Origin of the sequence: Micromonospora sp. WMMD956, assembly GCF_029626125.1 — a bacterium.
GTDB lineage: Bacteria > Actinomycetota > Actinomycetes > Mycobacteriales > Micromonosporaceae > Micromonospora > Micromonospora carbonacea.
This window is the reverse complement of the sequence record NZ_JARUBI010000005.1, coordinates 1,308,967-1,331,221: the sequence shown is the minus strand read 5'-3', so window position 1 is coordinate 1,331,221 and position 22,255 is coordinate 1,308,967. Positions and strand designations below refer to the sequence as shown.

Here is a 22,255-nt window from a genome sequence, read left to right as displayed (position 1 = left end):
GGTCCCGTTGGGGAGACCGGACAACGCCCGGGGCCTTTCTCAGCAGAGTGGGGAGGGCCGGTGACGTCGGCGACGCTGTTGACCGCCACCAGGACGCCGCCGCGGCCTGGTGCCGACCGGGGCGGGCCCGTGGCCCGCGTCGACGAGCGGGCGTACGTTCGCATGCTGGTCGTGCTGGACACCGCCGTCCTGGCGGTCGCGGTGCTGATCGGCTACGTGGCCCGTTTCGGCGACGAGGAGCCGGTGGGTTCGGAGATCCCGTACGTCGTGGTGGCCCCCGTGCTGCTGCTGACCTGGCTGCTCTCGCTCAAGGTCCTGCGCTGCTACGACGACCGGGTGCTCGGCTACGGCGCCGACGAGTACCGGCGGGTCGGCAGCGCCAGCCTGCGCCTCGCGGGCGGCACCGCCATCGCCGGCTACATCGCCGACGTCGGCGTCTCCCGGGGCTTCCTGGCCATCTCGTTCGCCGTCGGCATGCTGGGCCTGGAGGTGGCCCGGTTCGCCGCCCGCAAGCGGCTGCACCGGGCCCGGTCCCGGGGGCGCGGCTGGTCGCGCAAGGTGCTGGTGGTCGGCGACACCGCGCACGTGCTGGAACTGGTGCACCAGCTGCGGCGCGAGCCGTACGCCGGCTACCACGTGGTGGGGGCCTGCATCCCCGACGCGCTGCTCGCGCCGGTGCCGCAGCGGCTCGGCGACGTGCCGGTCGTGGGCTCGTTCCGGGGCATCCCGGAGGCGGCCACCGCGATCGGCGCGGACACCGTGGCCGTCACCGCCTCCGGCGAGCTGACCGCGACCCGGCTGCGGCGGCTCGGCTGGCAGCTGGAGGGCACCGGCGTCGACCTGGTCGTCGCGCCCGCGCTCACCGACGTGGCCGGCCCCCGCATCCACACCCGCCCGGTCGCCGGCCTGCCCCTGATCCACGTGGAGGCCCCCGAGTTCCGGGGGGCCCGCAAGCTGGTCAAGGGCTTCGTCGACCGGTCCGCCGCCGCCGTGGCGCTGGCCCTGCTGCTGCCCCTGCTGGCCGTGATCGCCCTGGCGATCAAGCTCGACAGCCGGGGGCCGGTGCTGTTCCGGCAGATCCGCGTCGGCCAGGGCGGCCGCGAGTTCGGGGTGTTCAAGTTCCGCACGATGGTGGTCAACGCCGACGCCCTGCTCGCCGAGCTGACCACCCGCAACGAGACCGACGGCCTCATGTTCAAGATGCGCGACGACCCCCGGGTGACCCGGGTCGGCCGGGTGCTGCGCAAGTGGTCGCTCGACGAGCTGCCCCAGCTCGCCAACGTGCTGCTGGGGCAGATGAGCCTGGTCGGCCCGCGTCCCCCGCTGCCCTCCGAGGTGGCCCGCTACGACGGCGACGTGGCCCGGCGGCTGCTGGTCAAGCCCGGGATGACCGGCCTCTGGCAGGTCAGCGGCCGGTCCGACCTGAGCTGGGAGGACGGCATCCGGCTCGACCTCTACTACGTGGAGAACTGGTCGCTCGCCGCCGACCTGACGATCCTGTGGAAGACGTTCGGCGCGGTGGTGCGCAGCCGGGGCGCCTACTGACCCCGGCGCGTCGCCGGGCCGGTCAGGGCCGCGGGCCCGTCCAGTCGAGGCAGACCACCACCGCGTCGTCGACCAGGTCACCGGCGACGAACGCCCGCAGGTCGCCGATCAGCGACCGCACCGCGTCCAGCGGCTCCATCGGGCCGGTCCGGCGCAGGAACCGGTCCAGCGCGCTCTCGCCGTAGCGGACGTTCTGCCCGGTCGCCTCGACGACGCCGTCGCTGAGCACGAAGAGCCGGTCGCCGCGGCGCAGCGTGAACCGCTGCTCCCGGTAGTCGGTGCCGTCGAACATGCCGAGCGGGAACTGCGCCTCCAGCGGCTGCTCCACCACCTCCCCGTCGCGCAGCAGCACCAGCCGGGGCGAGCCCGCGTCGACCACGGTCAGCACGCCGCCGGCCAGGTCCAGCTCCAGCAGCAGCGCCGAGACGTGCTGCTCGCCCCGGTGCAGCGCGTACACGGCCTGGTCGGCGAGGGCGGCCTGGTCGGCCAGGCCCAGCCCCGCCCGGCGGGCGTTGCGCAGGGCGTGCGTGGCCAGGGCCGTCAGCACCGACGCCTGCACGCCCTCGCCCATCCCGTTGATCGTCGACAGCCACAGCCGGTGCCCGTCGTCGGACCAGTCGAAGCTGTCGCCCCGCACCGCGTACGCCGGTTCGAGCTGGCCGGCGAGGCTGAACGACGCGCGGATCCGGCTGCGCCCGGGCAGCAGCTCCCACTGCATCTCGGCGGCGAGGGTGAGCCGGCGGCTGCGGCGGGCGGCCCGGTAGACGTCCGTGCCCTCGTTGACCGCGACCAGCTCGTGCCCCAGCGCGGTGGCGACCCCGAGCAGCTCGCCCACGGCGGCCGGGTCGCCGGGCACCGGCGACACCCGGAGCACGCCCCGCCGGTCGCCGCGCATGCTGACCGGGAAGTAGCCGGTGCGCTCGGCGACGATCGGCTCCTGGTGGTCGAAGCAGCGCCAGGCGGGGTGCCCCGGGCCCTCGACCGGTTCACCCTCGGTGAGCGGCAGCAGCGCCGAGAGGCGGTAGTCGACCTGGAGGAGTTCGACCTCCGTGATCCCGTACGACCGCAGGAGCTCCCCGGCGAGCCGGTCGACCAGCAGGTCGGCGGGTGCCTCGGTCAGGGTACGACGGGCCCGGTCTTCCCCACCGCTCATCGTCACTCCTCTGTTCGGAGGGGCCGGCGACCAGGGACGCCGGGTAGTCTCTTGCCCAACATGACCGAAGAACACGGTCCGCACGGACCAGAAGCGAGTATGGCCGCCGCCCTCGACGCGGCGGCCGGCACCCTGCTCACGGTCTTCGAGGCGGCGCGCGAGCGCACCACCAGCCGGCTCTCCGGGGCGCAACTGCGCGCCGTCATGGTGGTCGAGCAGCACGACGGGATCAACCTGCGCCGGCTGGCCACGCTGCTCGACATGCTGCTCTCCTCGGCCAGCCGGCTCTGCGACCGGCTCGTCGCGGCGGGCATGCTGGAGCGCGAGCCGGGCCGGTCCGACCGGCGGGAGATCTCCCTGCACCTCACGCCGGAGGCCGAGAAGCTCCTCGCCGAGCTGCGGGCCGACCGCCGGCAGCGGCTGGCGGCGATCCTGTCCGGGATGAGCCCCGAGGGGCGGCAGGCCCTGCTCGGCGGGCTCCAGGAGTTCGACGAGGTCGCCCGGCTGCGGCACCCGCCGGAGCCGCCGACGGCGGAGTTAGCCGCCGAGGCCCGGTCGGACGAGTGGGCACCGCCGCCCGGCCAGGGCTGGCCGGCGGGGGAGCACCCGGCCGGCTGGTCGACCCCGGGCGTGCCGCGCGGCCGACCGGCGACGGACGCGACCCCGGGCGGCTGGCCCGCGGACGCCACTGCGGGCGGCGGCTGGCCGGCCGGCGACCCGCAGGTCGCCCGCACCGCCTGACCCCCGCACCGCCTGACCCCCTCGCTGCTTGGCGCGCCTCCTCCGGCGCGGCAGGTGTTAGGAGGGGGCCCTTCCTATACAGAAAGCGTTAACAGGGGGCCCTTCCTTGCACCTCGCCGGCCCAGCGCAGGTGGTCGCACGCGCGGGGATGGTCGGCCAGGACGGTGCCGCAGGCCGCCAGCACGGCGTCCAGCAGCGGCCCGCGGCCCCCGTCCCGGGCCGCCAGCAGGTCGGCCTGCCACGTCGTGTGGTCGAGCAGGAGCTGCGGATCACCGACCCGGATCGAGGCGGCGAGCGCGTCCACCAGGTGCCCGACGGCGGCGGCGAACTGGTCGGCCTCCGCCTCGGGCGGGGCCACCGCGCGCAGGGCGAACTGCACGACGTCGCGCCGCCGGCGCAGCACCGCGGCGTAGTCGTCGCCGCCCGTCGCGGGCGGCGGGCCGGTGTGCCCGGCGAAGAGGTCCGTCTCCAGCAGCCGGGCCGCGTCGCGGGCGGACGCGCCCCAGGCCGCCGCCCCCACGGCGGCGGCCCACCGGCCGTCGGGGCCGAACCCCGGGCCGCCGGCGACCACCGGGACCCCGGCCGACCGGCACGCCTCGATCGTGCGGCCGGCCCGGACCAGCCGGCTCGGCTGCACGCAGCTCAGCAGCACCGCGTCCGGGCCGGTCTGGTGCAGGTAGGAGACGAGGTGGCGGGCGGGGACGCTGGCGCCGAGGAAGGTCACCCGCCAGCCCTCGGCCCGGACCACCTCGGCGACGATGCGGGCGGCCAGCGCGTGCCACTCGCCCTCCACGCAGGCCAGCACCACGTGGCCGCGCGCCGGCCGGCCCGTGGTCCGCGCGCCGACGGCGGCGACCACCAGCTCGCTGACGTAGGTGGCGGCGTGCTCCTGGGCGACGCTCCACCGCCCGGCCGACCAGCGCAGGCCGATCTCCCGCTGCGCCACGGCCACCACGTCCACCAGGACGTCCGCGACGCTGGCCCCGGCGTCGAGCAGGCCGAGGGCGAGCCCGACGGCCGCCGGGTGGTCGGCGGAGTCCAGGCAGGCGAGGTACGCCTCGACCGCCGCCGCCCCGGGCCCGACGGCGACGCCGGACACCGCCGTCACGGGCCGTCCGCCCGCACGGCGAGCATCGCGATGTCGTCGTGGGCCTGCCCGTCGAGCCACTCGTCGACGATCTGGAGCACCCGGTCGACCAGGGCGGCGGGCGGCAGCCCGACGCCCGACGCGACCGCCCGGCGCAGCCGCTCGTCGCCGAACATGTCGACCTCGCCCGCGCCGCCCCGGGCCTCGGTCACCCCGTCGGTGTAGGCGAGCAGCAGCTCGCCGGGGGCGAGGTGGACCTCCGTCTCGGCGAACCGGGGCGCGGGGAGCGCCCCGATCGGCATGCCGCCGACCCAGACCTGTCCGACGGTGCCGTCGGCGCGGACGACCAGCGGCGACGGGTGGCCGCCGCCGGCGACGCGGACCAGCAGGCCCCCGTCGGGCCGGGGGGTGAGGGTGCCGAGCAGGACGGTGGTGAACTGGCTGCGCCGGGCGGCGTCCGGCGCGTCGAACAGGGCCCGGTGCAGCAGCCGCATCAGCTCCAGCGGGCGCTGCTCGACCAGCCGCAGCGTCTGGAGGGACTGGCGGACGCGGCCGGTGAGCACGGCCGCCCCGACGCCCTTGCCGCAGACGTCGCCCAGGGCGAACAGCGCGCCGTCGGCGGTGGGGAAGACCTCGTAGAAGTCCCCGCCGATGCGCAGGCTGTCCCCGGCGGCCCGGTAGCCGCCGGCGAGGGTGACGCCGCCGATCGTGGGCAGCTCGGGCGGCAGGAGGCTGTGCTGCAACACCCTGGCCAGGTGGGCCTGCTCGCCGTAGAGCTCGGCGGTGGCCAGGGCCGCGCCCGCCCGCGCCGCGAACTCCCGGGCCAGCTCGATCTCCCGGGCGTCGAAGCCGGGCCGTCCGACCCGCCGGATCAGCACCAGCGCCCCGACGGCGCCGGCCGCGCCGAGCAGCGGGCTGACCAGCACGGTGCCGGGCCGCCCGAAGCCCGCCGGCAGCACGGCGTCGAGGTCGGCCAGCTCGGCGTCCAGCCAGGGGCTCGGCTCGGCGTGGTCGCCGGCGAGCGCCTCGGCGAGGCCGGGCACCGCGAGGGGCGGGCCCCCCGGCGAGACCCCGGCCGTCGGGCCCCGGTCGCCCTCGGCGTACCGGAGCCAGTGCGGGGCGTCCTCGGCCGGGGGCGGCGGGCGGTGCACGACCAGCGCCGCGTCCGCGAGGTACGGCACCGGGAGGGTGGCCGCGGCCCGCAGGGTCTGCTCGCGGTGCAGGGAGAGCCCGAGCCGGCTGCCGGCCTGGGCCAGGAACGTGGTGCGCGACCGCTCGGCCAGCAGGGCGTCGGTGCGGGCGCGCTCCTCGGTGACGTCGCGCACGTACCAGGCGAACCGGCCGCCCCGCAGCGCGCGGCGGACGCCGTGCAACCGCCGGCCGTGGTGCTCGGCGTCGAACGTGTCCGCGCCGGCCGCCGCGGCCCCGGCCAGCGCGGGCACCGCGCACCCGGCCAGCTCGCCGCCCGGTGCGAGCTCCGGCAGCAGCTCGCTCGCCATAGCGTTGAGCAGGGTGACCACGCCGGCGTGGTCGGCGGTGACGACCGCCTCGGCGAGCCCGTCCAGCAGCTCCCGGGCCAGGCCGGAGTCGGCCGGCAGCGGGGACTCGGCGGGGCGTCGGTGCGCCGGGCGGGACGCCTGCCCGCCGCCGCTGACCGGCCCGGCGAGACCGCCCCGTCGGGTGGTCGTCACGGCCGGTCGCCGGCCGCACCGGTCGGAGGCGCTGTGTGCATGCTGGTCGTGCGCTCCTCCGCTGCCGAGAACTTGCCTTCGGGCAAGCGTACCGAGGGGCTCCGACGGTCGCCCATCGAGCGGAAGGGGAGGTCAGGACTGCCGGGTCAGCCAGCCGACCGGTTCGGCGACGATCCGGCGGACGACCGAGCCGGCCGCGCCGACCACGGCGGCCTCGGGGCCGAGCGTCGACGGGCGTACGGTGACCGGCGCCCAGCCGGCGGTGAGCACCCGCCGGGACACCTCGGCCAGCACCGCCGGCCGCAGCCAGGGGGTGAGCAGCGCGTAGCCGCCCCCGAGGACCACGGTGTCCAGGTCCAGCAGGTTCACCACGCCCGCCACCGCGACCCCGAGGGCCTGCCCCGCCTCGGCCAGCGCGGCCAGGGCGGCGGGGTGGCCGGCGGCGGCGAGGTCGGCCAAGCGCGCGGCGGCGGTGTCCGCCGGCAGGTCCGCCCGGTCCAGCCCGGCGGCGGCGAGCACGGCCTCCTGGCCCGCGTACTGCTCCAGGCAGCCCCGGCCGCCGCAGCGGCAGGGCCGCCCCTGCGGCTGCACGGGGATGTGACCGATCTCGCCGCTCCACCCACGGACCCCCCGGAACAGCGCGCCGTCGAGGACGATCCCGGCGCCGATGCCCACCTCGCCGGAGACGTGCAGGAAGCTCGCCGGCCCGGTCGGGTCGGCGTGCAGCTCGCCCACGGCGGCCAGGTTGGCCTCGTTGTCGACGACCAGCGGCGGGACCCCGGGCACCGGCCCGGCCAGCGGCGGGTGGTCGGCCAGCAGCTCGGGGACGGCCACGTCGCGCCAGCCCAGGTTGGGGGCGAGCCGGACCAGCCCGGCGTCGCCGACCAGGCCGGGCACGGCGAGGGCCACCCCGGCCAGGTCGAGGCCCTGCCGCTCGGCGTCGGCCCGCGCCTCGGCGGCCAGCGCGACGAGCCGGGCGAGGGCGTCGGCGGGGGAGACCGGGCGCAGGTCGGCCCGGCGCACGGTGTGGTGCCGGACCTCGCCGGCCAGGTCGACCACGCAGGCGGCCAGGTAGTCGACGTTGATCTCCAGCCCGAGGCCGGCGGGACCCGACCCGGCGAGCACCAGCCCGCGCGCCGGACGGCCCGCCCCGTTGCGCGGCGCGGGATCCGACTCGGCGACCAGCCGGCCGGCGATGAGGTCGTCGACGACGGCCGAGACGGTGGCCCGGGTCAGGCCGGTCGAGGCGGCCACGTCGGCCCGCGACGGTGGGCGGGGCGCGGCGGCGATCCGGCCGAGCACCACGGCGAGGTTCAGCTCGCGCAGGCTGCCCTGGCGGACCGCCCCGGGGACAGGGGCGGGGCGGGTCACCCCTTGACAGTGCCACATGCCCGCCAAATAATTCAACCACTGAACAAATAGCTACCGGAGGTCTGCCATGGCACCCCGTCCCACCCCCGCCGACAAATTCTCCTTCGGCCTCTGGACGGTGGGCTGGCAGGCCCGCGACCCGTTCGGCGACGCCACCCGCGGCGAGCTCGACGCCGTCGAGGCCGTGCACAAGCTCGCCGAGCTGGGCGCGTACGGGATCACCTTCCACGACGACGACCTGATCCCGTTCGGCGCGGACTCCGCCGCCCGCGACGCCCAGCTCGCCCGGTTCCGCAAGGCCCTCGACGAGACCGGCCTGGTCGTGCCGATGGTCACCACCAACCTGTTCACCCACCCGGTGTTCAAGGATGGCGGCTTCACCAGCAACGACCGCGACGTGCGGCGGTACGCGCTGCGCAAGGTGCTGCGCAACGTCGACCTCGCCGCCGAGCTGGGCGCCAAGACGTTCGTGATGTGGGGCGGTCGGGAGGGCTCCGAGTACGACCTGGCCAAGGACATCCGCGCGGCGCTGGACCGCTACCGCGAGGGCGTCGACCTGCTCTGCGAGTACGTCGTCGACCGCGGCTACGACCTGCGCTTCGCCATCGAGCCGAAGCCGAACGAGCCGCGCGGCGACATCCTGCTGCCCACCGTCGGGCACGCCCTGGCGTTCATCTCCACGCTGGCCCGCCCGGAGATGGTCGGCCTCAACCCCGAGGTCGGCCACGAGCAGATGGCCGGGCTCAACTACGCCCACGGCATCGCCCAGGCGCTGTGGCAGGGCAAGCTGTTCCACCTCGACCTCAACGGCCAGCGCGGCATCAAGTACGACCAGGACCTCGTCTTCGGCCACGGCGACCTGATGAACGCGTTCGCCCTGGTGGACCTGCTGGAGAACGGTGGCCCCGACGGCGGCCCCGCCTACGACGGCCCCCGGCACTTCGACTACAAGCCCTCGCGCACCGAGGACTTCACCGGCGTGTGGGCCTCGGCCGAGGCGAACATGCGCACCTACCTGCTGCTCAAGGAGCGGGCCGCGGCGTTCCGGGCCGACCCGGAGGTGGCCGAGGCCCTCGCCGCGAGCCGCGTCGGCGACCTGGCCATCCCGACCGTCGCCGACGGCGAGGGCTACGCCGGGCTGCTCGCCGACCGCGCCTCCTTCGAGGAGTACGACGTCGACGCCGCCGCCGCGCGGGGCTTCCACTTCGTCCGGCTCAACCAGCTGGCCGTCGAGCACCTGCTCGGCGCTCGCTGAGGCCGCCGCCATGCCCCTGGTCGCCGGGTTCGACTCGTCCACCCAGTCCTGCAAGCTGGTGATCCGCGACGCGGAGACCGGAGCGCTGGTGCGCTCGGGCCGTGCCGCCCATCCCGACGGCACCGAGGTCGACCCGGCGGCCTGGTGGGCGGCCCTGGAGGCCGCCGTGGCGCAGGCCGGCGGCCTGGCCGACGTCGCGGCCGTCTCCGTCGCCGGCCAGCAGCACGGCATGGTCTGCCTCGACGAGTCGGGCGAGGTGGTCCGCCCGGCGCTGCTGTGGAACGACACCCGCTCCGCCGGCGCCGCCGCCGACCTGATCTCCGAGGCCGGCGGCGGCGAGGCCGGCGGACGGTTCTGGGCCGACGCCGTCGGCGTCGTCCCGGTGGCCAGCTTCACCGCCACCAAGCTGCGCTGGCTGGCCCGGCACGAGCCGGCCAACGCCGACCGGGTCGCCGCCGTCTGCCTGCCGCACGACTGGCTGACCTGGCGGCTGGCCGGCGCGCCCGGCCTGGACGCGTTGCGCACCGACCGCAGCGACGCCAGCGGCACCGGCTACTGGTCCCCGGCCACCGGCGAATACCGGTTCGACCTGCTCGAACGCGCCTTCGGCCGGCGGCTGGAGGTGCCCGTCGTGCTCGGGCCGACCCAGACCGCCGGGGCCGTCGACCCGGCGGCGCTCGCCGCCGGCGGGGGGCCCGGCGGGGCGGTGCTCGGCCCGGGGGCCGGCGACAACGCGGCCGCCGCGTTCGGCGTCGGTGCCCGCCCCGGCGACGTGGTCGTCTCCATCGGCACCTCCGGCACCGTGTTCAGCGTCGCCGACGCGCCGACGGCCGACCCGACCGGCACCGTCGCCGGCTTCGCCGACGTGACCGGCCGCTATCTCCCGCTGGTCTGCACGCTCAACGCGGCCCGGGTGCTCGACGCGGCGGCCACCCTGCTCGGGGTCGACCTCGACACCCTGTCCGACCTCGCGCTGTCCGCCCCGCCCGGCGCGGACGGCCTGGTGATGGTCCCCTACCTGGAGGGGGAGCGGACCCCGAACCGGCCGTCGGCCACCGGGGCGGTGCACGGGCTCACCCTGCGCACCTCCACCCCGGCACACCTGGCCCGCGCCGCGGTCGAGGGGATGCTCTGCGCGCTCGCCGACGGCCTCGACGCGCTGACCGCGCAGGGCTGCCGGGCCGAGCGGGTGATCCTGGTCGGCGGCGGGGCCCGGTCGGCGGCGGTGCGCCGCATCGCGCCGCAGGTCTTCGGCCGCCCGGTGGTCGTGCCACCGCCGGGGGAGTACGTCGCCGACGGGGCCGCCCGCCAGGCGGCCTGGCTGGCCCTGGGCGGGCAGGACGCGCCCGACTGGTCGCCGGCCGGCACCCAGGAGTACGCGGCCGACGGCGTCGCGGCCGTCCGCGAGCGGTACGCGGCGGCCCGCGACCGGGTGCTCGACCGCCCCGCCTGACGGGGGCCGACCCGGCAGCGGGCATGCTGGGTCGGTGACGGGTCGGTCGGTGGTACGGCGGCGGGGCTGGGGCGGCGGCGCGGTGCACCGGTCGTACAGCGTGCTGGTGTTCGTGCTGCTCGCCTCGCTGGACAACGTGGCGATCGGCCTCGTCCCGCCGCTGTACGGCCCGATCTCCGGTTCGTTCGACGTGTCCCAGCGCCTCCTCGGGCTGGTCACCGCCGTCAGCTTCCTGGTCAGCGCGGTGGCCGCCGTGGGCTGGGCGTACGTCGGCGACCGCACCGACCGCAAGCCGCTGCTCATGGTCGGCACCCTCGTCTGGGCGGCCGGCACCGGCGGCAGCGCGCTGGCGCAGGGCTACCCGGCGTTCCTGGCCGCCCAGCTCGTCGCGGCGGTCGGCCTCGGCGCGGTCGGTTCGGTCGGCTACTCGGTGGTCACCGACCTGATCTCGCCGCGCCGCCGAGGGCTGGTGATGAGCTTCTGGGGGCTGTCCCAGGGCGTCGGCACCCTGGCGGGCACGTTGGTCGGCGGCCTGCTCGGGGCCGCCGACTGGCGGCGGCCGTTCTGGCTGCTCACCGTGGTCGGCCTGGCGGCGACGGCGGCGTACCTGTTCACCTACGACATCCGGCGCGGGCAGAGCGAGCCGGAGCTGGCCGGCGCGCTGGCGGGCGGCGCGGAGTACGACTACCGGATCACCCGCGCCGACCTGCCGGGCATCCTGGCCCGGCGCACCAACCGCTGGCTGGTCCTGCAGGGGCTGACCGCCCAGGCGGCCTTCGGGTCGTTGGTCTGGCTGCCGGTGCTGTTCGCCCAGCGGGCCCAGGCCCAGGGCTACTCGGCGGCCACCGCCGTCGTCGTCGGCAGCGTCTTCGCCACCCTGTTCCAGCTCGGCGGGGTGCTGTCCATCGTCGGCGGGCTGGTGGGCGACGCCGTGCAGCGGCGTACCCCCCGGGGCCGGGCGCTGGTCGCGGCGGTGGGCATCCTCGCGGCGCTGCCGTTCTACCTGGTCTTGTTCTTCGTGCCGTTGCGCATCGACGTGCCCGACGGCGGCTCCACCGGCGCGGTGGCCGGCGCGGTCCTGGCGAGCGTCGTCACCGAGCCGACGGTCGGGCTGAGCCTGCTCACCGCCGTGCTCGCGCTGGCGCTGACGTCGGCGAACTCGCCGAACTGGTTCGCCCTGATCGCCGACGTCAACCCGCCCGAGCACCGGGGCACCGTCTACAGCCTCGGCAACCTGGTCAACGGGATCGGCCGGGCGGCCGGCAACGGGCTGGTCGGGGTGGCCTTCCACGCACTGCGGGCGGCGTTCCCGCCGCCGCTGAACTACGCCGTCGGGCTGGCCGTGTTCCAGCTCTTCTTCGTGCCGACCGGCGTCATGTACTGGCTGGCCTCCCGCACCTCACCGCGCGACATCGACGAGGTGCGGACCCTGCTGCACGAGCGCGCCGAACGCCTGTAGGCCGCGAGGGCCGCGTGCTGGGCCGGGCTGGGCCAGGTCGGGCTAGGCCGGGCCGTGCTGGGCCGGCTCGTGCTGGGCCGGCTCGGGCTGGGCCGGCTCGGGTGGGGTCGGGCCGAGTCGGCCCAGGTCGGGCTGGGCCGGGTCGGGTGGGGGGTCGGGCGGGCGCTCCCGGCGCTCCCGGCGAGGGCCTCTTCGGCCGCCTAGGGAGCTGATGTCGTGGATGACTCACGGCCGCGGCCCCGCCGGCCCCGCCTGCTCCGCCGGCCCCGCCTGTCCCGCTGGCGTGCCCTGTTTGCCGCGCGTCCCCGCCCGCCCCGGCGGTCGGCGGGGCGGGCGGGGCGAAACGGGGGCGAGTCATCCACGACATCAGCTCCCTAGGCGGCGGCAGAGCCGCCAGCAGCCGCCGGACCACCCCGGGACGCCGGCCGGGCACCCGCTGCCCGGCAGGCCAGGCCGGGCCGGGCCAGGCCAGGCCAGGTCGTGGGGCGGACCAGGCGGGTCGGGGCAGGCGGGCCGGGCGGGGCCAGGCCGGGGAGATCAGGCGGCGCGGAACCAGACGGTGACGTCTTGCCCGACCGTGCCGTCGTCGGGCAGCGGGGCGCTGGAGTGCAGCACCTGCGCCCCGGCCGGCACGGGCACCGGCGTCGCGCCGAAGTTCGTCAGCACCGTGACGTCGCCGTTGCGGAAGCTCACCACCTCGTCACCCGAGGCCAGCCAGTAGAGGCCGCCCCGGCCGAGCCCGTGCTCGCGGCGCAGCCGCAGGGCGGTGCGGTACAGCTCGTACGTCGAGCCGGGCACGTCGCGCTGCCGGTCGAGGGCGTACTCGGCCCACGACGGCGGCTGGGGCAGCCAGCTCGCGTCGGTCGGCCCGAAGCCGTACGACGGGGCGTCGGCCTCCCACGGGATCGGCACCCGGCAGCCGTCCCGGCCGCGCTCGGTGTGCCCGCTGCGCTCCCAGGTCGGGTCCTGCCGCACCTCGTCGGGGAGCGTCATGTGCTCCGGCAGGCCCAGCTCCTCGCCCTGGTAGAGGTAGGCCGAGCCGGGCAGGGCCAGCATCAGCAGGGTGGCCGCCCTGGCCCGGCGCAGGCCCAGCGCGGCGTCGGGCTGCGGGTCGCCGACGCCGATGCCGTTCGGGCGGGGGGTGCCGACGGGCAGGCCCAGGCGGGAGGCGTGCCGGACGACGTCGTGGTTGGACAGCACCCACGTGGTCGGCGCGCCGACGGCGTCGGTGGCCTCCAGCGAGCGGGTGATCACCGCGTACTGGGCGGGCGCGGTCCAGGACGCGGTGAGGTACTCGAAGTTGAACGCCTGGTGCATCTCGTCGGGCCGCACGTAGCGGGCCAGCCGCTCGGCGGGCTGCACCCACGCCTCGGCGACCAGGATCCGCTCGCCGTCGTACGAGTCGAGCAGTCGACGCCAGTCCCGGTAGACCTCGTGGACGCCGTCCTGGTCCCACATCGGCGGGCGGGGCTTGTCGACCTCGTTGCCGGAGAGGATCTCCTGCGGCTCCTGCCAGTTCGCCAGGTCGGCCTGCTTGATCAGGCCGTGCGCCACGTCCACCCGGAAGCCGTCGACGCCCCGGTCGAGCCAGAACCGCAGCACGTCCAGGAATTCGGCGCGCACCTCCGGGTTGTCCCAGTTGAGGTCGGGCTGCCCGGGGTCGAACAGGTGCAGGTACCACTGGCCGGGCCGGCCGTCGGGCTCCGTGACCCGGGTCCACGCCGGGCCGCCGAAGACGCTGCTCCAGTCGTTGGGCGGCTGGTCGCCGTCGGGCCCGAGGCCGTCGCGGAAGACGTACCGGGCGCGTTCGGGGCTGCCCGGGGCGGCGGCGAGGGCGGCGGCGAACCAGCGGTGCGCCGACGACGTGTGGTTGGGCACCAGGTCGACGATGACCCGCAGCCGGCGGGCGTGCGCCTCGGTGATCAGCCGGTCGGCGTCGGCGAGCCGCCCGAACAGCGGGTCCACGTCGCGGTAGTCGGCCACGTCGTATCCGGCGTCGGCCTGCGGCGACGGGTAGAACGGCGACAGCCAGACCGCGTCCACGCCCAGCTCGACGAAGTGGTCGAGGCGGGCGGTGATGCCCGGCAGGTCGCCGATGCCGTCACCGTTCGCGTCGGCGAACGAGCGCGGGTAGATCTGGTAGATCACGGCCTCGGTCCACCAGGCGGTGGCGGGGCCGGCGGACTGTTGCTGGGGGGTCGCGTCGGTGTTCAGGGCCTTCTCCCGTGTGTCGAAGCCATCCCGGTCGTGGTTCCCCGGTGGCACGTGGACGAACCCGTTCAGTCTGCCCGGTGCCGGGCGGACGGTCCGCGTTCAGTCCGCCCGGGGCGGGGCGGTCGAGTCGCGTACCACGAGACGGGTGGGCAGGATCAGCGGCCCGCCCGGCGGGGGGAGGTCCCGGCCGTCGAGCGGGTCGAGCAGGATGCGGGCCGCGAGCCGGCCCTGCTCCGCCGCCGGCTGCGCGATCGTGCTCAGCCCGAGCACCCCGGACAGGTCGTGGTCGTCGATGCCGATGACGCTGACGTCCTGCGGGACCCGCAGGCCCGCCTCGCGCAGCGCGCTCATCGCGCCCATGGCCATCTCGTCGCAGGCGGCGAAGATGGCGGTCGGCGGCTCGCCCCGGGCGAGCAGCTCGACGGTGGCCCGCTCGCCGCCGTCGATGGTGAACTGCGACTCGACGTCCAGGCCGGGGTCGGGCTCGATGCCGGCGGCCCGCAGCGCCTCCTGGTAGCCCCGGCGTCGGTCCAGGTGGGTGGTGAAGGCCAGCTCGTCGTCCGGGTCGCCGGAGATGTGCGCGATCCGGCGGTGCCCCAGGTCGAGCAGGTGCCGGGTGGCGGTCCGCGCGGCGGCCACGTCGTCGATGCGTACGCAGGGCCAGCCGGGCACCCCGCTGCCGGAGCTGATGGTCACGCCGGGCAGGTCCAGCACGGTGAGCGCGGCCAGCTCGGCCCGGCGCAGCGGGGTGGCGACCAGCATCACGGCGTCCACCCGCTTGTGCAGGTTGGCGGTGCCCAGCACCCGCTGGCGGGTGCGTTCCCGGCCGCCGAGGTTGTAGAGCAGCAGGTCGTAGCCGGATTCGTGCAGGGTCTCCTCGACGGCCTCGACCACGGTGCCGAAGAACCAGCGGGTGATCCGGGGGACGATCACGGCCACGGTGGCGGTCCGCCCGCCGGCCAGCCGCGACGCACTCGGCGAGACCGCGTACTGGAGCTGCTCGGCGGCGGCGAGGACCCGGCGGCGGGTGGCCGCGGAGACCGTCGGCAGGCCGCGCAGGGCCCGCGACACGGTTGCGGTGGAGACCCCGGCCAGGCGGGCGACATCATCGATCTTGGTCATGGATACCCCGCTCCGGCCCGGACCGCCGCCGCCCGGGGACGCGGGCGGCGGCGGTCGCGAGTCAGCCCTTGACGCTGCCGGCGAGCAGGCCACGCACGAAGTACCGCTGGAGCGACAGGAACACGATCAGCGGTACGACGATCGAGACGAACGCGCCGGCGGTCAGCCGCTGCCACTCGTTGCCCCGGGTGCCGGCCATCTCGGCCAGCCGTACGGTCAGTGGTGCGGTTTCGCTGCTGCCCCCGGCGAAGATGAGCGCGACCAGCAGGTCGTTCCAGACCCAGAGGAACTGGAAGATGCCGAAGGCCGCCAGGGCCGGGGTGATCAACGGCAGCACGATGGTGCGGAAGATCTTGGGGTGGGTGGCCCCGTCGACCCGGGCCGCCTCCATCAGGTCCTTGGGGAGCTGCGCGATGAAGTTGTGCAGCAGGAAGACGGCGAACGGCAGCGCGAAGCAGGTGTGCGCGAACCACACCTGCACGAACTTCTGCTCGTCGACCAGGTCCCAGGCGGGCATGAGGGTCACCCCGCCGAGGCTCACCCCGGTGGAGAAGAACCTCAGCAACGGCACCAGGGCCATCTGGAGCGGGACGATCTGCAACGCGAAGATCGCGATGTACGCCCAGTCCCGGCCCCGGAAGTTGATCCAGGCCAACGCGTACGCGGCCAGGGACGCGAACGCGATCGGGAACAGCACCGACGGGATGGTGATCGCCAGCGAGTTGACGAAGTAGTTGGCCAGCTGCCCCGAGGAGGAGGAGCGGCCGAACAGCACCTCCTGGTAGTTCTCCAGGGTGAACTGCGGGTTGGTGAAGAACGTCCACCAGCCGGTGGTCTTGATCTGGTCCTCCGGCCGGAACGAGGAGACGAACAGGCCGAAGGTGGGGATCGTCCAGAACAGCGCGATGACGATCGAGACCAGGGTCGCCGTGCGGCTGTTGAGCCGCTTGCGCACCCGGCCGGCGGTGGTGGAGGTCTTCCCGGTGGCCTGTGCCCCGGCGGGGAGCGTGGGCGTCGTAGTGGTCATCTCAGCCCTCCCGCTGCTGACGCAGGTTGCGGATCTGGTAGATCACGAGCGGGATCACCAGGACGAAGAGGAAGACCGCCAGCGCCGAGCCCTGCCCGTTCTGGCCGTACCGGAACGCCTGGTTGTACATCTCGTTCGCGATGACGCTGGTGTCGTAGTTGCCGTTGGTCGCGGTGCGGACGATGTCGAACACCTTGAGCGTGGCGATCGACAGGGTCACCACCACGACGATCAGCGCGGGTCGGATGCTCGGCATGGTGATCTGCCAGAACATCTGCCACGGGGTGACCCCGTCGAGCCGGGCGGCCTCGACGATGTCGGCCGGGATGGCCTTGATCGCCGCGGAGAGCACCACCATGGCGAAGCCGGCCTGGATCCAGACCATGATCACGATCAGCAGCAGGGTGTTCAGCGGCGAGTCCAGCAGCCACTGCTTCGGCTCGCCGCCGAGGCTCACCACGATCTGGTTGAGCAGGCCGATCTGCTCCTGCCCGTCGCCCCGGTAGGCGTAGACGAACTTCCAGATGATCGCCGCGCCGACGAACGAGATCGCCATCGGCATGAAGATCAGCGACTTGGCCACCGACTCGAACCGGGCCTTGTCCACCAGGACCGAGTAGAGCAGGCCGAACGCCGTGGCCACCAGCGGCACCAGCAGCACCCAGACGAGCGTGTTGATCAGCACCCGGACGATCGAGTCGTCGGAGAACATCCAGGTGTAGTTACGTAGGCCTACCCAGTTCCGGCTGCCGCCGTCCATGAACGACAGCAGCGTGGTGCGGATGGCCGGGACGACCAGGCCGATCATGAGCAGCAGCACCGCTGGCAGCAGGAAGAAGAACGCGAACATGCCCTCGCGCGGCTTGCGACGTCGGGGCAGTGGAGCCCCGCTCGCCGAGGCGGCGATCAGCTGTGCCTCGTGGCGTCGGGCGAACCAGGACGGCACGGCGTCGAGGAGCAGCAGCAGGCCCCCGACGACCACGGCGAACGCGATCAACCCGTACAACAGCATGAGGAACTTCGGCTGCACGTCGGCGAAGTCGAACTCCATCAACCCTCCCTCGGGTTCGGATCAGCCGGTGGTCCGGCCCGCCGAGGCGGGCCGGACCACCGCCTCAGATCACTTCGGCCAGCTGGTCTCGATGCCCTGGAGCACCGCGGCGGTGTCCTTGCCGTTGACCCACTCGACCATGCCCTTCCAGAAGGTCCCGGCGCCGACGGCGGCCGGCATCAGGTCGGAGCCGTCGAACCGGAAGACGGTCTTCTGGTCCTGGAGGATCTGCACGGAGAGCTTGTCGACCGGGTTCGGCACGTTCGCCAGGTCGAGCTTCTTGTTGGCCGACACCCAGTCACCGATCTTGGCGCGGCTGTTGGCGTACTCGCCGGAGGCCAGGTAGGTCTGCACGGCCTGGACCTCGGGGCGGTCGGCGAAGGCCGCGACGAACTCGCCGCCGCCCAGCACCGGCTTGCCCTTGGCCGGGTCGATCGCCGGGAAGTAGAACGCGAAGACGTCGCCGTCCTCGGCCACCTTCGTGCCCTCGGGCCACTGGTTGGCGTAGAAGGACGCCTGGCGGTGCAGGGCGCACTTGCCGGTGGTGATCGGCGTGCCCGCCTCCTGGAACGAGGTGGTGGCGATGCTCTTCACGCCGCCGAAGCCGCCGTTGACGTACTTCTCGTTCTTGAGGATGGTGCCGGCCTTGTCGAGCGCCTCGGCGACCTTCGGGTCGTTGAACGGGATGCCGTGCGTGGTCCACTGGTCGTAGACCTCGGGGGTCTGCGTCCGCAGCATCAGGTCTTCGATCCAGTCGGTGGCCGGCCAGCCGGTCGCGTCACCGGACTCGATGCCCGCGCACCACGGCTTGGTGCCGTCCGCCGCGATCTTGTCGCTCAGGGCGATCAGCTCGTCCCAGGTGGTGGGAACGGTCCAGCCCTTCTCCTTGAACGTCTTCGGCGAGTACCACACGAAGGACTTGACGTTGGAGCCGAGCGGGGCGCCGTAGAACTGCCCGTTCACGGTGCTGTACTTCAGCCAGTCGGCCGAGTAGTTCTCCTCCGCCATCGCCTTGGTGTCGGCGCTGGCGGCCTTGAGCTTGCCGGCGTCGGCGAACCGCTTGAGCAGACCCGGCTGCGGGATGAAGGCGAGGTCGGGCGCGTTGCCGCCGTCGACCCGGACACCGAGCTGGGCCTCGAACTCACCGCTGCCCTCGTGGTCGATCTCGATGCCGGTGCAGTCCTCGAACTGCTTCCAGGACTCGTCGAGGCGGTCGGCCTCGATGTCCCGGATCGACGAGTAGATCGTGACCTTCTTGCCGTCGTTGCCCTGGTACTTCTCGTAAGCCGCACACTCCGCGGAGTCCGCCTTGTCGCTGCTCTTGTCGTCGCCGGTGCCGCAGGCAGTGACGCTGAGCGCCAGCCCCAGTACGCCGGCGACCGCGAGAGCCTGGCGTGGTCTGGCAAAGACCGCCATGCCGTTCTCCTTCCTTGCCGGCGCGGTCGCGTTCAACCGGCGCCGGTCCGATGGGCGTCACCACATGTAAGCGCTTGCATTGGAGCGCGTCCACCCCCAGTCGGACACGGACGAGTAACAATCCCGAAACCGGCTCACCAGTAGTGGGCGCGCTCCCACGGATAGGGGTGTTCGCCCCGCCGCGACCCCTTTCGGTCGATGCAGGATTCTGTCACGCTGGAGGGAATCGATTGAAGTTTATCGACATCGGAGGTGCTGGATGCGTAAGCGGTGGTACAGCCTCGCGGCGGTCGGCGCGCTGATCGCGGCGACCCTGGTGCCGGCGACCCCGGCCATGGCCGCCCCGACCTTCAAGGTCCCCTTCCCCTGCGGCCAGTCCTGGTCCGGCCAGACCCGCTCCGACCACAGCCCGGCGTACGCCGTCGACTTCAACCGCACCGACGACCAGGGCGACCCGGTGGTCGCCAGCGCCCCCGGCACGGTCGACCGGGTGACCGACCTCGGCGGCACCAGCTACGGCAAGTACGTCCGTATCGACCACGGTGGCGGCTACACCACCTACTACGCCCACCTCAACGGCTTCAACGTCTCGGTCGGCCAGAGCGTCGGCTACGGCAAGGTGATCGGCTGGGTCGGCAGCACCGGCGGCTCCACCGGCCCGCACCTGCACTACGAGCAGCGGCTCAACGGCAACGACATCCAGGTCCGGTTCAACGGCAACCTGGCGCTGTACTGGGGCACCAAGACGTACACCAGCGACAACAACTGCTCGTCGAGCACCGGCTCCGGCACGGTCGACACCAGCGGCACCCCGCTGACCGTCCGCTCCGGGCCGGGCACCGGGTACTCCTCGGTCGGCACGGTCGCGGACGGGACGAAGGTGACGATCCACTGCCAGACCAGCGGCACCACGGTCACCGGCACGTACGGCACCAGCTCGATCTGGGACCGGATCGGCAGCGGCCGGTACATCGCCGACGCGTACGTCTACACCGGGTACGACGGCTACATCCCGAACGTCCCGCGCTGCTGAGCGCTGCGCCCGGTTAGGAAGGGCCCCCTGTGCAACAGAAAGCGTTAACAGGGGGCCCTTCCTTGCACCTCAGTTGAGCTGCCAGATCGAGAAGTTGAGGGCGGCGGCGAAGGTGACCCACGCCCAGTACGGCAGCAGCAGCGCCGCCGCCGGCCGGGACAGGCGCGCGAACAGCGCCACGGTCACCCCGATGGCCAGCCACATCAGCACGATCTCGGCGAACGCCAGGCCGTACCGGCCCGCGCCGAAGAACAGCGGGGTCCAGATCGCGTTCAGCACGAGCTGGGCCGTCCAGGCGTACAGCGCCGGCCCGAAGCCGGCCCGCCGCCACACCAGCCACCCGGCGATCGCGATCAGCGCGTAGAGGAGGGTCCAGACCGGGCCGAAGACCCAGGACGGGGGCGCCCAGCCCGGCTGCTCCAGGCTCGCGTACTCCTGCGCGGTGCCCCGCACGCCGAGCCCCCCGATGGCGGCGGCGACCGTCACGGCCGCGCCGAAGCCGAGCAGCGCCCACCATCCGCGCCTCCCGGTCGTGCGCCGGAGGCTGTCCGAAACTGTCATGTGGGGCAGGTGCCCGGCGGCCGCCGCCGGCAAACCCCGGACGGCACGGCGCCGGGGTCGTCCTGTCCGGTGGCCCCTGTCTGGGAGGACGGGGCTCCGGCCACGACGACCCCGGCGGGTCGGTGGTGGATACGACGAAGTCGGGGGATCAAGTGTTGAAGATGCTGACCCCGCCCGGGCCGACCAGGAGCCCGACGACGATGAGGACGATGCCCCACAGGATCTGCCGGCGGAACAGCGCGAGAATGCCGGCGACCACGAGTACGACTGCGAGAATCCAGAGAATCAGCTCCATGGCTGCTGAATACCCGAATGACCGATCCGGGAAACCTCTCCGGCGTCCAGGTGATCTCCCAGGTGGAAGATGCTGTACGCCTGCTTGATCACCGGGTGCGCCACGTTGCGGACCCGCACCCCGCCCGGGGTGGTGCCCCGCTCGCTGCCGGCGTGCGCGTGCCCGTGCAGGGCCAACGCGGTCGGCGCCGAGTCGATGGCCTGCCCGAGCTGGTAGGACCCGAGGAACGGATAGATCTCCAGCGGCTCGCCGGCCAGGGTGTCCGGCACGGGGGAGTAGTGGGTCAGCGCCACCAGCAGGTCGCAGTCCAGCCCGCGCAGGGCCGCGCCCAGCGCCTCCGCGCTCTCGTTCGTGGTGCGGACGAACGCCTTCATCTCCGGCTCGCCGAAGTCGCTGGCGCACCGCCCGGCGAAGCCGCCGCCGAAGCCCTTCACCCCGGCCACGCCGAGCCGCCCGGCGGGAAACTCCAGCACGATCCCCTCGCCCTCCAGCACCCGGATGCCGGCATCCTCCAGCACCTTGACCACCTGCGGCACCTGGTCGCACTGGTGGTCGTGGTTGCCGAGCACCGTCACCACCGGCACGCCCAGCCCGCCGAACTCGCGGGCCACGCAGCGCGCCTCGGCCTCGGTGCCGTGCCGGGTCAGGTCGCCGGCGAGCAGCAGCACGTCGGCGCAGTCGGGCAGCTCGTCCAGGGCGGGCCGGAACCGGCCCACCACGTCCTCGTCCAGGTGCACGTCGCCCACGGCGGCGATCCGGATCACCTTCCGACCTCCCTCACGGCAACTGTTCGACTTCCGTGGGCGCCTGCGTGCGGATCACCCCGATGTCGCTGGTCACGGGCACGTCGGGGAAGCGCTCGGCGACCCGGCGCAGGATCTCCTCGCGCCGGTGCGGGCTCTCCACCTCGCCGTAGAGGACCAGGCCGCGTTCCCGGCGGACCACGGTGATCCCCTGCTCGGCGACGGCCGGGTCCTCGGCCAGCAGCCGGTGGATCTCGGCCTCCACGTACTCGTCGGGCGGGCCGGCGGTGACGGCGGGCGTCCCGACGGCGTTGTCACGGTGCTCGCTCACGCGGTCTCCTTCTCCTGGGTGGCGTCGGCGTACGGCACCACGTCCAACCGGTCGAGCAGCACCAGGAACGCCTCGGCGTACGGCGAGTGCTGCGTCTCCTTGCGTACCCGTTCCCAGTCGATCTGTTCGCGCAGCGACCGGGCCAGCGGCAGCGCCCGGGCGAAGTCGCAGTAGTGCTGGGAGAAGCTGAGCAGCTTGTGCACCATGAGCAGGGAGGCGGACAGCACGGGCATGTGGATCGCGTCGACCGGGCGGTCGATCGTGTCGGCGAACGTCTCCTCGGTGACCGGGGTCTCGATCGGGCGGTGGATCAGGTCCACCATCCGGCCGTCGTCGTAGACCTTCACCAGCCAGTCCTCGGGCGGGCGCTCGGCGTCGAAGCCCGCCTCGACCAGCGCCTCCAGCGCCCGGTCCACGTCCTCGCCCCGGATCAGGAAGTCGACGTCGTGCTCGCTGGAGTGCCCGCCGTGGGCGTACACCGCGAAGCTGCCGCCGAGGGCGAACGGGATCTCGGACTGTTTGAGCACGGCGGCGACCTTCTTCAGCGTGTGCACCAGGGTCTCGTCCCCGCGCTCGGCCATGTGGCTCTCCCGTCGGTCGTGTCGTGGACAGGCGGATTCGATTTGCGTACCCGGCATTCCGTTCGCCCACACCTGAGCGCCGCCCCTCGGGGTGCGAACCGGCTGCAAAGGGACGAAGAACCGGAG

Annotated in this window: 20 protein-coding genes; 6 read left to right on the top strand and 14 right to left on the bottom strand. The window is 74.1% G+C overall.

The features are described from left to right. Positions 1 to 129: 129 nt before the first annotated feature. On the top strand, positions 130 to 1,545 hold the full coding sequence (locus O7628_RS06145; protein ID WP_256095815.1) for a sugar transferase: 1,416 nt from the start codon (positions 130 to 132) through the stop codon (positions 1,543 to 1,545). A gap of 22 nt (positions 1,546 to 1,567) precedes the next feature. Here the strand turns inward: O7628_RS06145 and O7628_RS06140 are convergent, their stop codons facing one another. After that, positions 1,568 to 2,698, bottom strand: a complete 1,131-nt coding sequence (locus O7628_RS06140) for a PP2C family protein-serine/threonine phosphatase (RefSeq protein ID WP_278128983.1) — start codon at positions 2,696 to 2,698, stop codon at positions 1,568 to 1,570. Between the two features lie 99 nt (positions 2,699 to 2,797). Here O7628_RS06140 and O7628_RS06135 point away from each other — a divergent pair, with 99 nt between their 5' ends. Then, complete coding sequence (locus tag O7628_RS06135) at positions 2,798 to 3,439, top strand: MarR family transcriptional regulator (RefSeq protein ID WP_278128981.1); 642 nt, start codon at positions 2,798 to 2,800, stop codon at positions 3,437 to 3,439. A gap of 88 nt (positions 3,440 to 3,527) precedes the next feature. Here O7628_RS06135 and O7628_RS06130 read toward each other — a convergent pair whose 3' ends face one another. The 3 genes from O7628_RS06130 to O7628_RS06120 all read right to left on the bottom strand — a co-directional run bounded on the left by O7628_RS06130 (position 3,528) and on the right by O7628_RS06120 (position 7,606). Further along, the gene (locus O7628_RS06130; RefSeq protein ID WP_278128979.1) at positions 3,528 to 4,547 is read right to left on the bottom strand and encodes a cobalamin B12-binding domain-containing protein; all 1,020 of its coding nucleotides are present in this window, start codon (positions 4,545 to 4,547) and stop codon (positions 3,528 to 3,530) included. After that, entirely contained in the window at positions 4,544 to 6,217 is a 1,674-nt protein-coding gene (locus O7628_RS06125) for a PP2C family protein-serine/threonine phosphatase (protein ID WP_278128978.1), read from the bottom strand. The genes O7628_RS06130 and O7628_RS06125 overlap by 4 nt, the downstream gene beginning before the upstream one ends. A 132-nt stretch (positions 6,218 to 6,349) precedes the next feature. Then, the gene (locus tag O7628_RS06120) at positions 6,350 to 7,606 is read right to left on the bottom strand and encodes an ROK family transcriptional regulator (protein WP_278128977.1); all 1,257 of its coding nucleotides are present in this window, start codon (positions 7,604 to 7,606) and stop codon (positions 6,350 to 6,352) included. Positions 7,607 to 7,655: 49 nt separating this feature from the next. Between O7628_RS06120 and xylA the strand changes: the two genes are divergently transcribed. Genes xylA through O7628_RS06105 form a run of 3 tightly spaced genes read left to right on the top strand, consistent with a single transcriptional unit; the run spans position 7,656 to position 11,755 of the window. After that, positions 7,656 to 8,843: a xylose isomerase gene (gene xylA, locus O7628_RS06115; protein WP_278128975.1), complete on the top strand. Its 1,188-nt coding sequence runs from the start codon at positions 7,656 to 7,658 to the stop codon at positions 8,841 to 8,843. Between the two features lie 10 nt (positions 8,844 to 8,853). Next, positions 8,854 to 10,296 carry a xylulokinase gene (xylB, locus tag O7628_RS06110; RefSeq protein WP_278128973.1) on the top strand — a complete coding sequence of 481 codons (1,443 nt, stop codon included), beginning with the start codon at positions 8,854 to 8,856 and terminating at the stop codon, positions 10,294 to 10,296. A gap of 34 nt (positions 10,297 to 10,330) precedes the next feature. Then, complete coding sequence (locus O7628_RS06105; RefSeq protein ID WP_278128972.1) at positions 10,331 to 11,755, top strand: MFS transporter; 1,425 nt, start codon at positions 10,331 to 10,333, stop codon at positions 11,753 to 11,755. Between the two features lie 537 nt (positions 11,756 to 12,292). On the opposite strand, the gene O7628_RS06100 is transcribed toward O7628_RS06105, so the two are convergent. The 5 genes from O7628_RS06100 to O7628_RS06080 form a co-directional block, all read right to left on the bottom strand. Continuing rightward, positions 12,293 to 13,969, bottom strand: a complete 1,677-nt coding sequence (locus O7628_RS06100; RefSeq protein ID WP_278136238.1) for a glycoside hydrolase family 13 protein — start codon at positions 13,967 to 13,969, stop codon at positions 12,293 to 12,295. A 99-nt stretch (positions 13,970 to 14,068) separates the two neighbouring features. After that, complete coding sequence (locus O7628_RS06095; protein ID WP_278128970.1) at positions 14,069 to 15,091, bottom strand: LacI family DNA-binding transcriptional regulator; 1,023 nt, start codon at positions 15,089 to 15,091, stop codon at positions 14,069 to 14,071. 61 nt (positions 15,092 to 15,152) lie between these two features. After that, positions 15,153 to 16,118 (bottom strand): carbohydrate ABC transporter permease, encoded by a 966-nt coding sequence (locus tag O7628_RS06090; RefSeq protein ID WP_178066202.1) that lies wholly within the window; start codon positions 16,116 to 16,118, stop codon positions 15,153 to 15,155. Position 16,119: 1 nt separating this feature from the next. Beyond that, positions 16,120 to 17,169, bottom strand: coding sequence for a sugar ABC transporter permease (locus O7628_RS06085; RefSeq protein WP_278128968.1), 1,050 nt, complete (start codon positions 17,167 to 17,169; stop codon positions 16,120 to 16,122). Positions 17,170 to 17,238: 69 nt separating this feature from the next. After that, positions 17,239 to 18,585: an ABC transporter substrate-binding protein gene (locus O7628_RS06080; protein WP_278128967.1), complete on the bottom strand. Its 1,347-nt coding sequence runs from the start codon at positions 18,583 to 18,585 to the stop codon at positions 17,239 to 17,241. Between the two features lie 259 nt (positions 18,586 to 18,844). Between O7628_RS06080 and O7628_RS06075 the strand changes: the two genes are divergently transcribed. Continuing rightward, positions 18,845 to 19,618, top strand: a complete 774-nt coding sequence (locus O7628_RS06075) for a M23 family metallopeptidase (protein ID WP_043966153.1) — start codon at positions 18,845 to 18,847, stop codon at positions 19,616 to 19,618. A 69-nt stretch (positions 19,619 to 19,687) separates the two neighbouring features. On the opposite strand, the gene O7628_RS06070 is transcribed toward O7628_RS06075, so the two are convergent. From O7628_RS06070 to O7628_RS06050, 5 genes are all read right to left on the bottom strand, one after another. After that, on the bottom strand, positions 19,688 to 20,179 hold the full coding sequence (locus O7628_RS06070; protein ID WP_278128965.1) for a TspO/MBR family protein: 492 nt from the start codon (positions 20,177 to 20,179) through the stop codon (positions 19,688 to 19,690). Positions 20,180 to 20,327: 148 nt separating this feature from the next. Beyond that, positions 20,328 to 20,474, bottom strand: a complete 147-nt coding sequence (locus O7628_RS06065; RefSeq protein WP_013288160.1) for a GPGG-motif small membrane protein — start codon at positions 20,472 to 20,474, stop codon at positions 20,328 to 20,330. Beyond that, the gene (locus O7628_RS06060; protein ID WP_278128964.1) at positions 20,465 to 21,238 is read right to left on the bottom strand and encodes a metallophosphoesterase; all 774 of its coding nucleotides are present in this window, start codon (positions 21,236 to 21,238) and stop codon (positions 20,465 to 20,467) included. Before O7628_RS06060 ends, O7628_RS06065 begins: the two co-directional genes overlap by 10 nt. 13 nt (positions 21,239 to 21,251) lie before the next feature. Further along, positions 21,252 to 21,548 (bottom strand): hypothetical protein, encoded by a 297-nt coding sequence (locus tag O7628_RS06055; protein WP_074477469.1) that lies wholly within the window; start codon positions 21,546 to 21,548, stop codon positions 21,252 to 21,254. Further along, a complete protein-coding gene (locus O7628_RS06050; protein WP_343071136.1) occupies positions 21,545 to 22,186 on the bottom strand; it encodes a nucleotidyltransferase family protein in 642 nt (213 codons plus the stop codon). Before O7628_RS06050 ends, O7628_RS06055 begins: the two co-directional genes overlap by 4 nt. Positions 22,187 to 22,255: the final 69 nt, after the last annotated feature.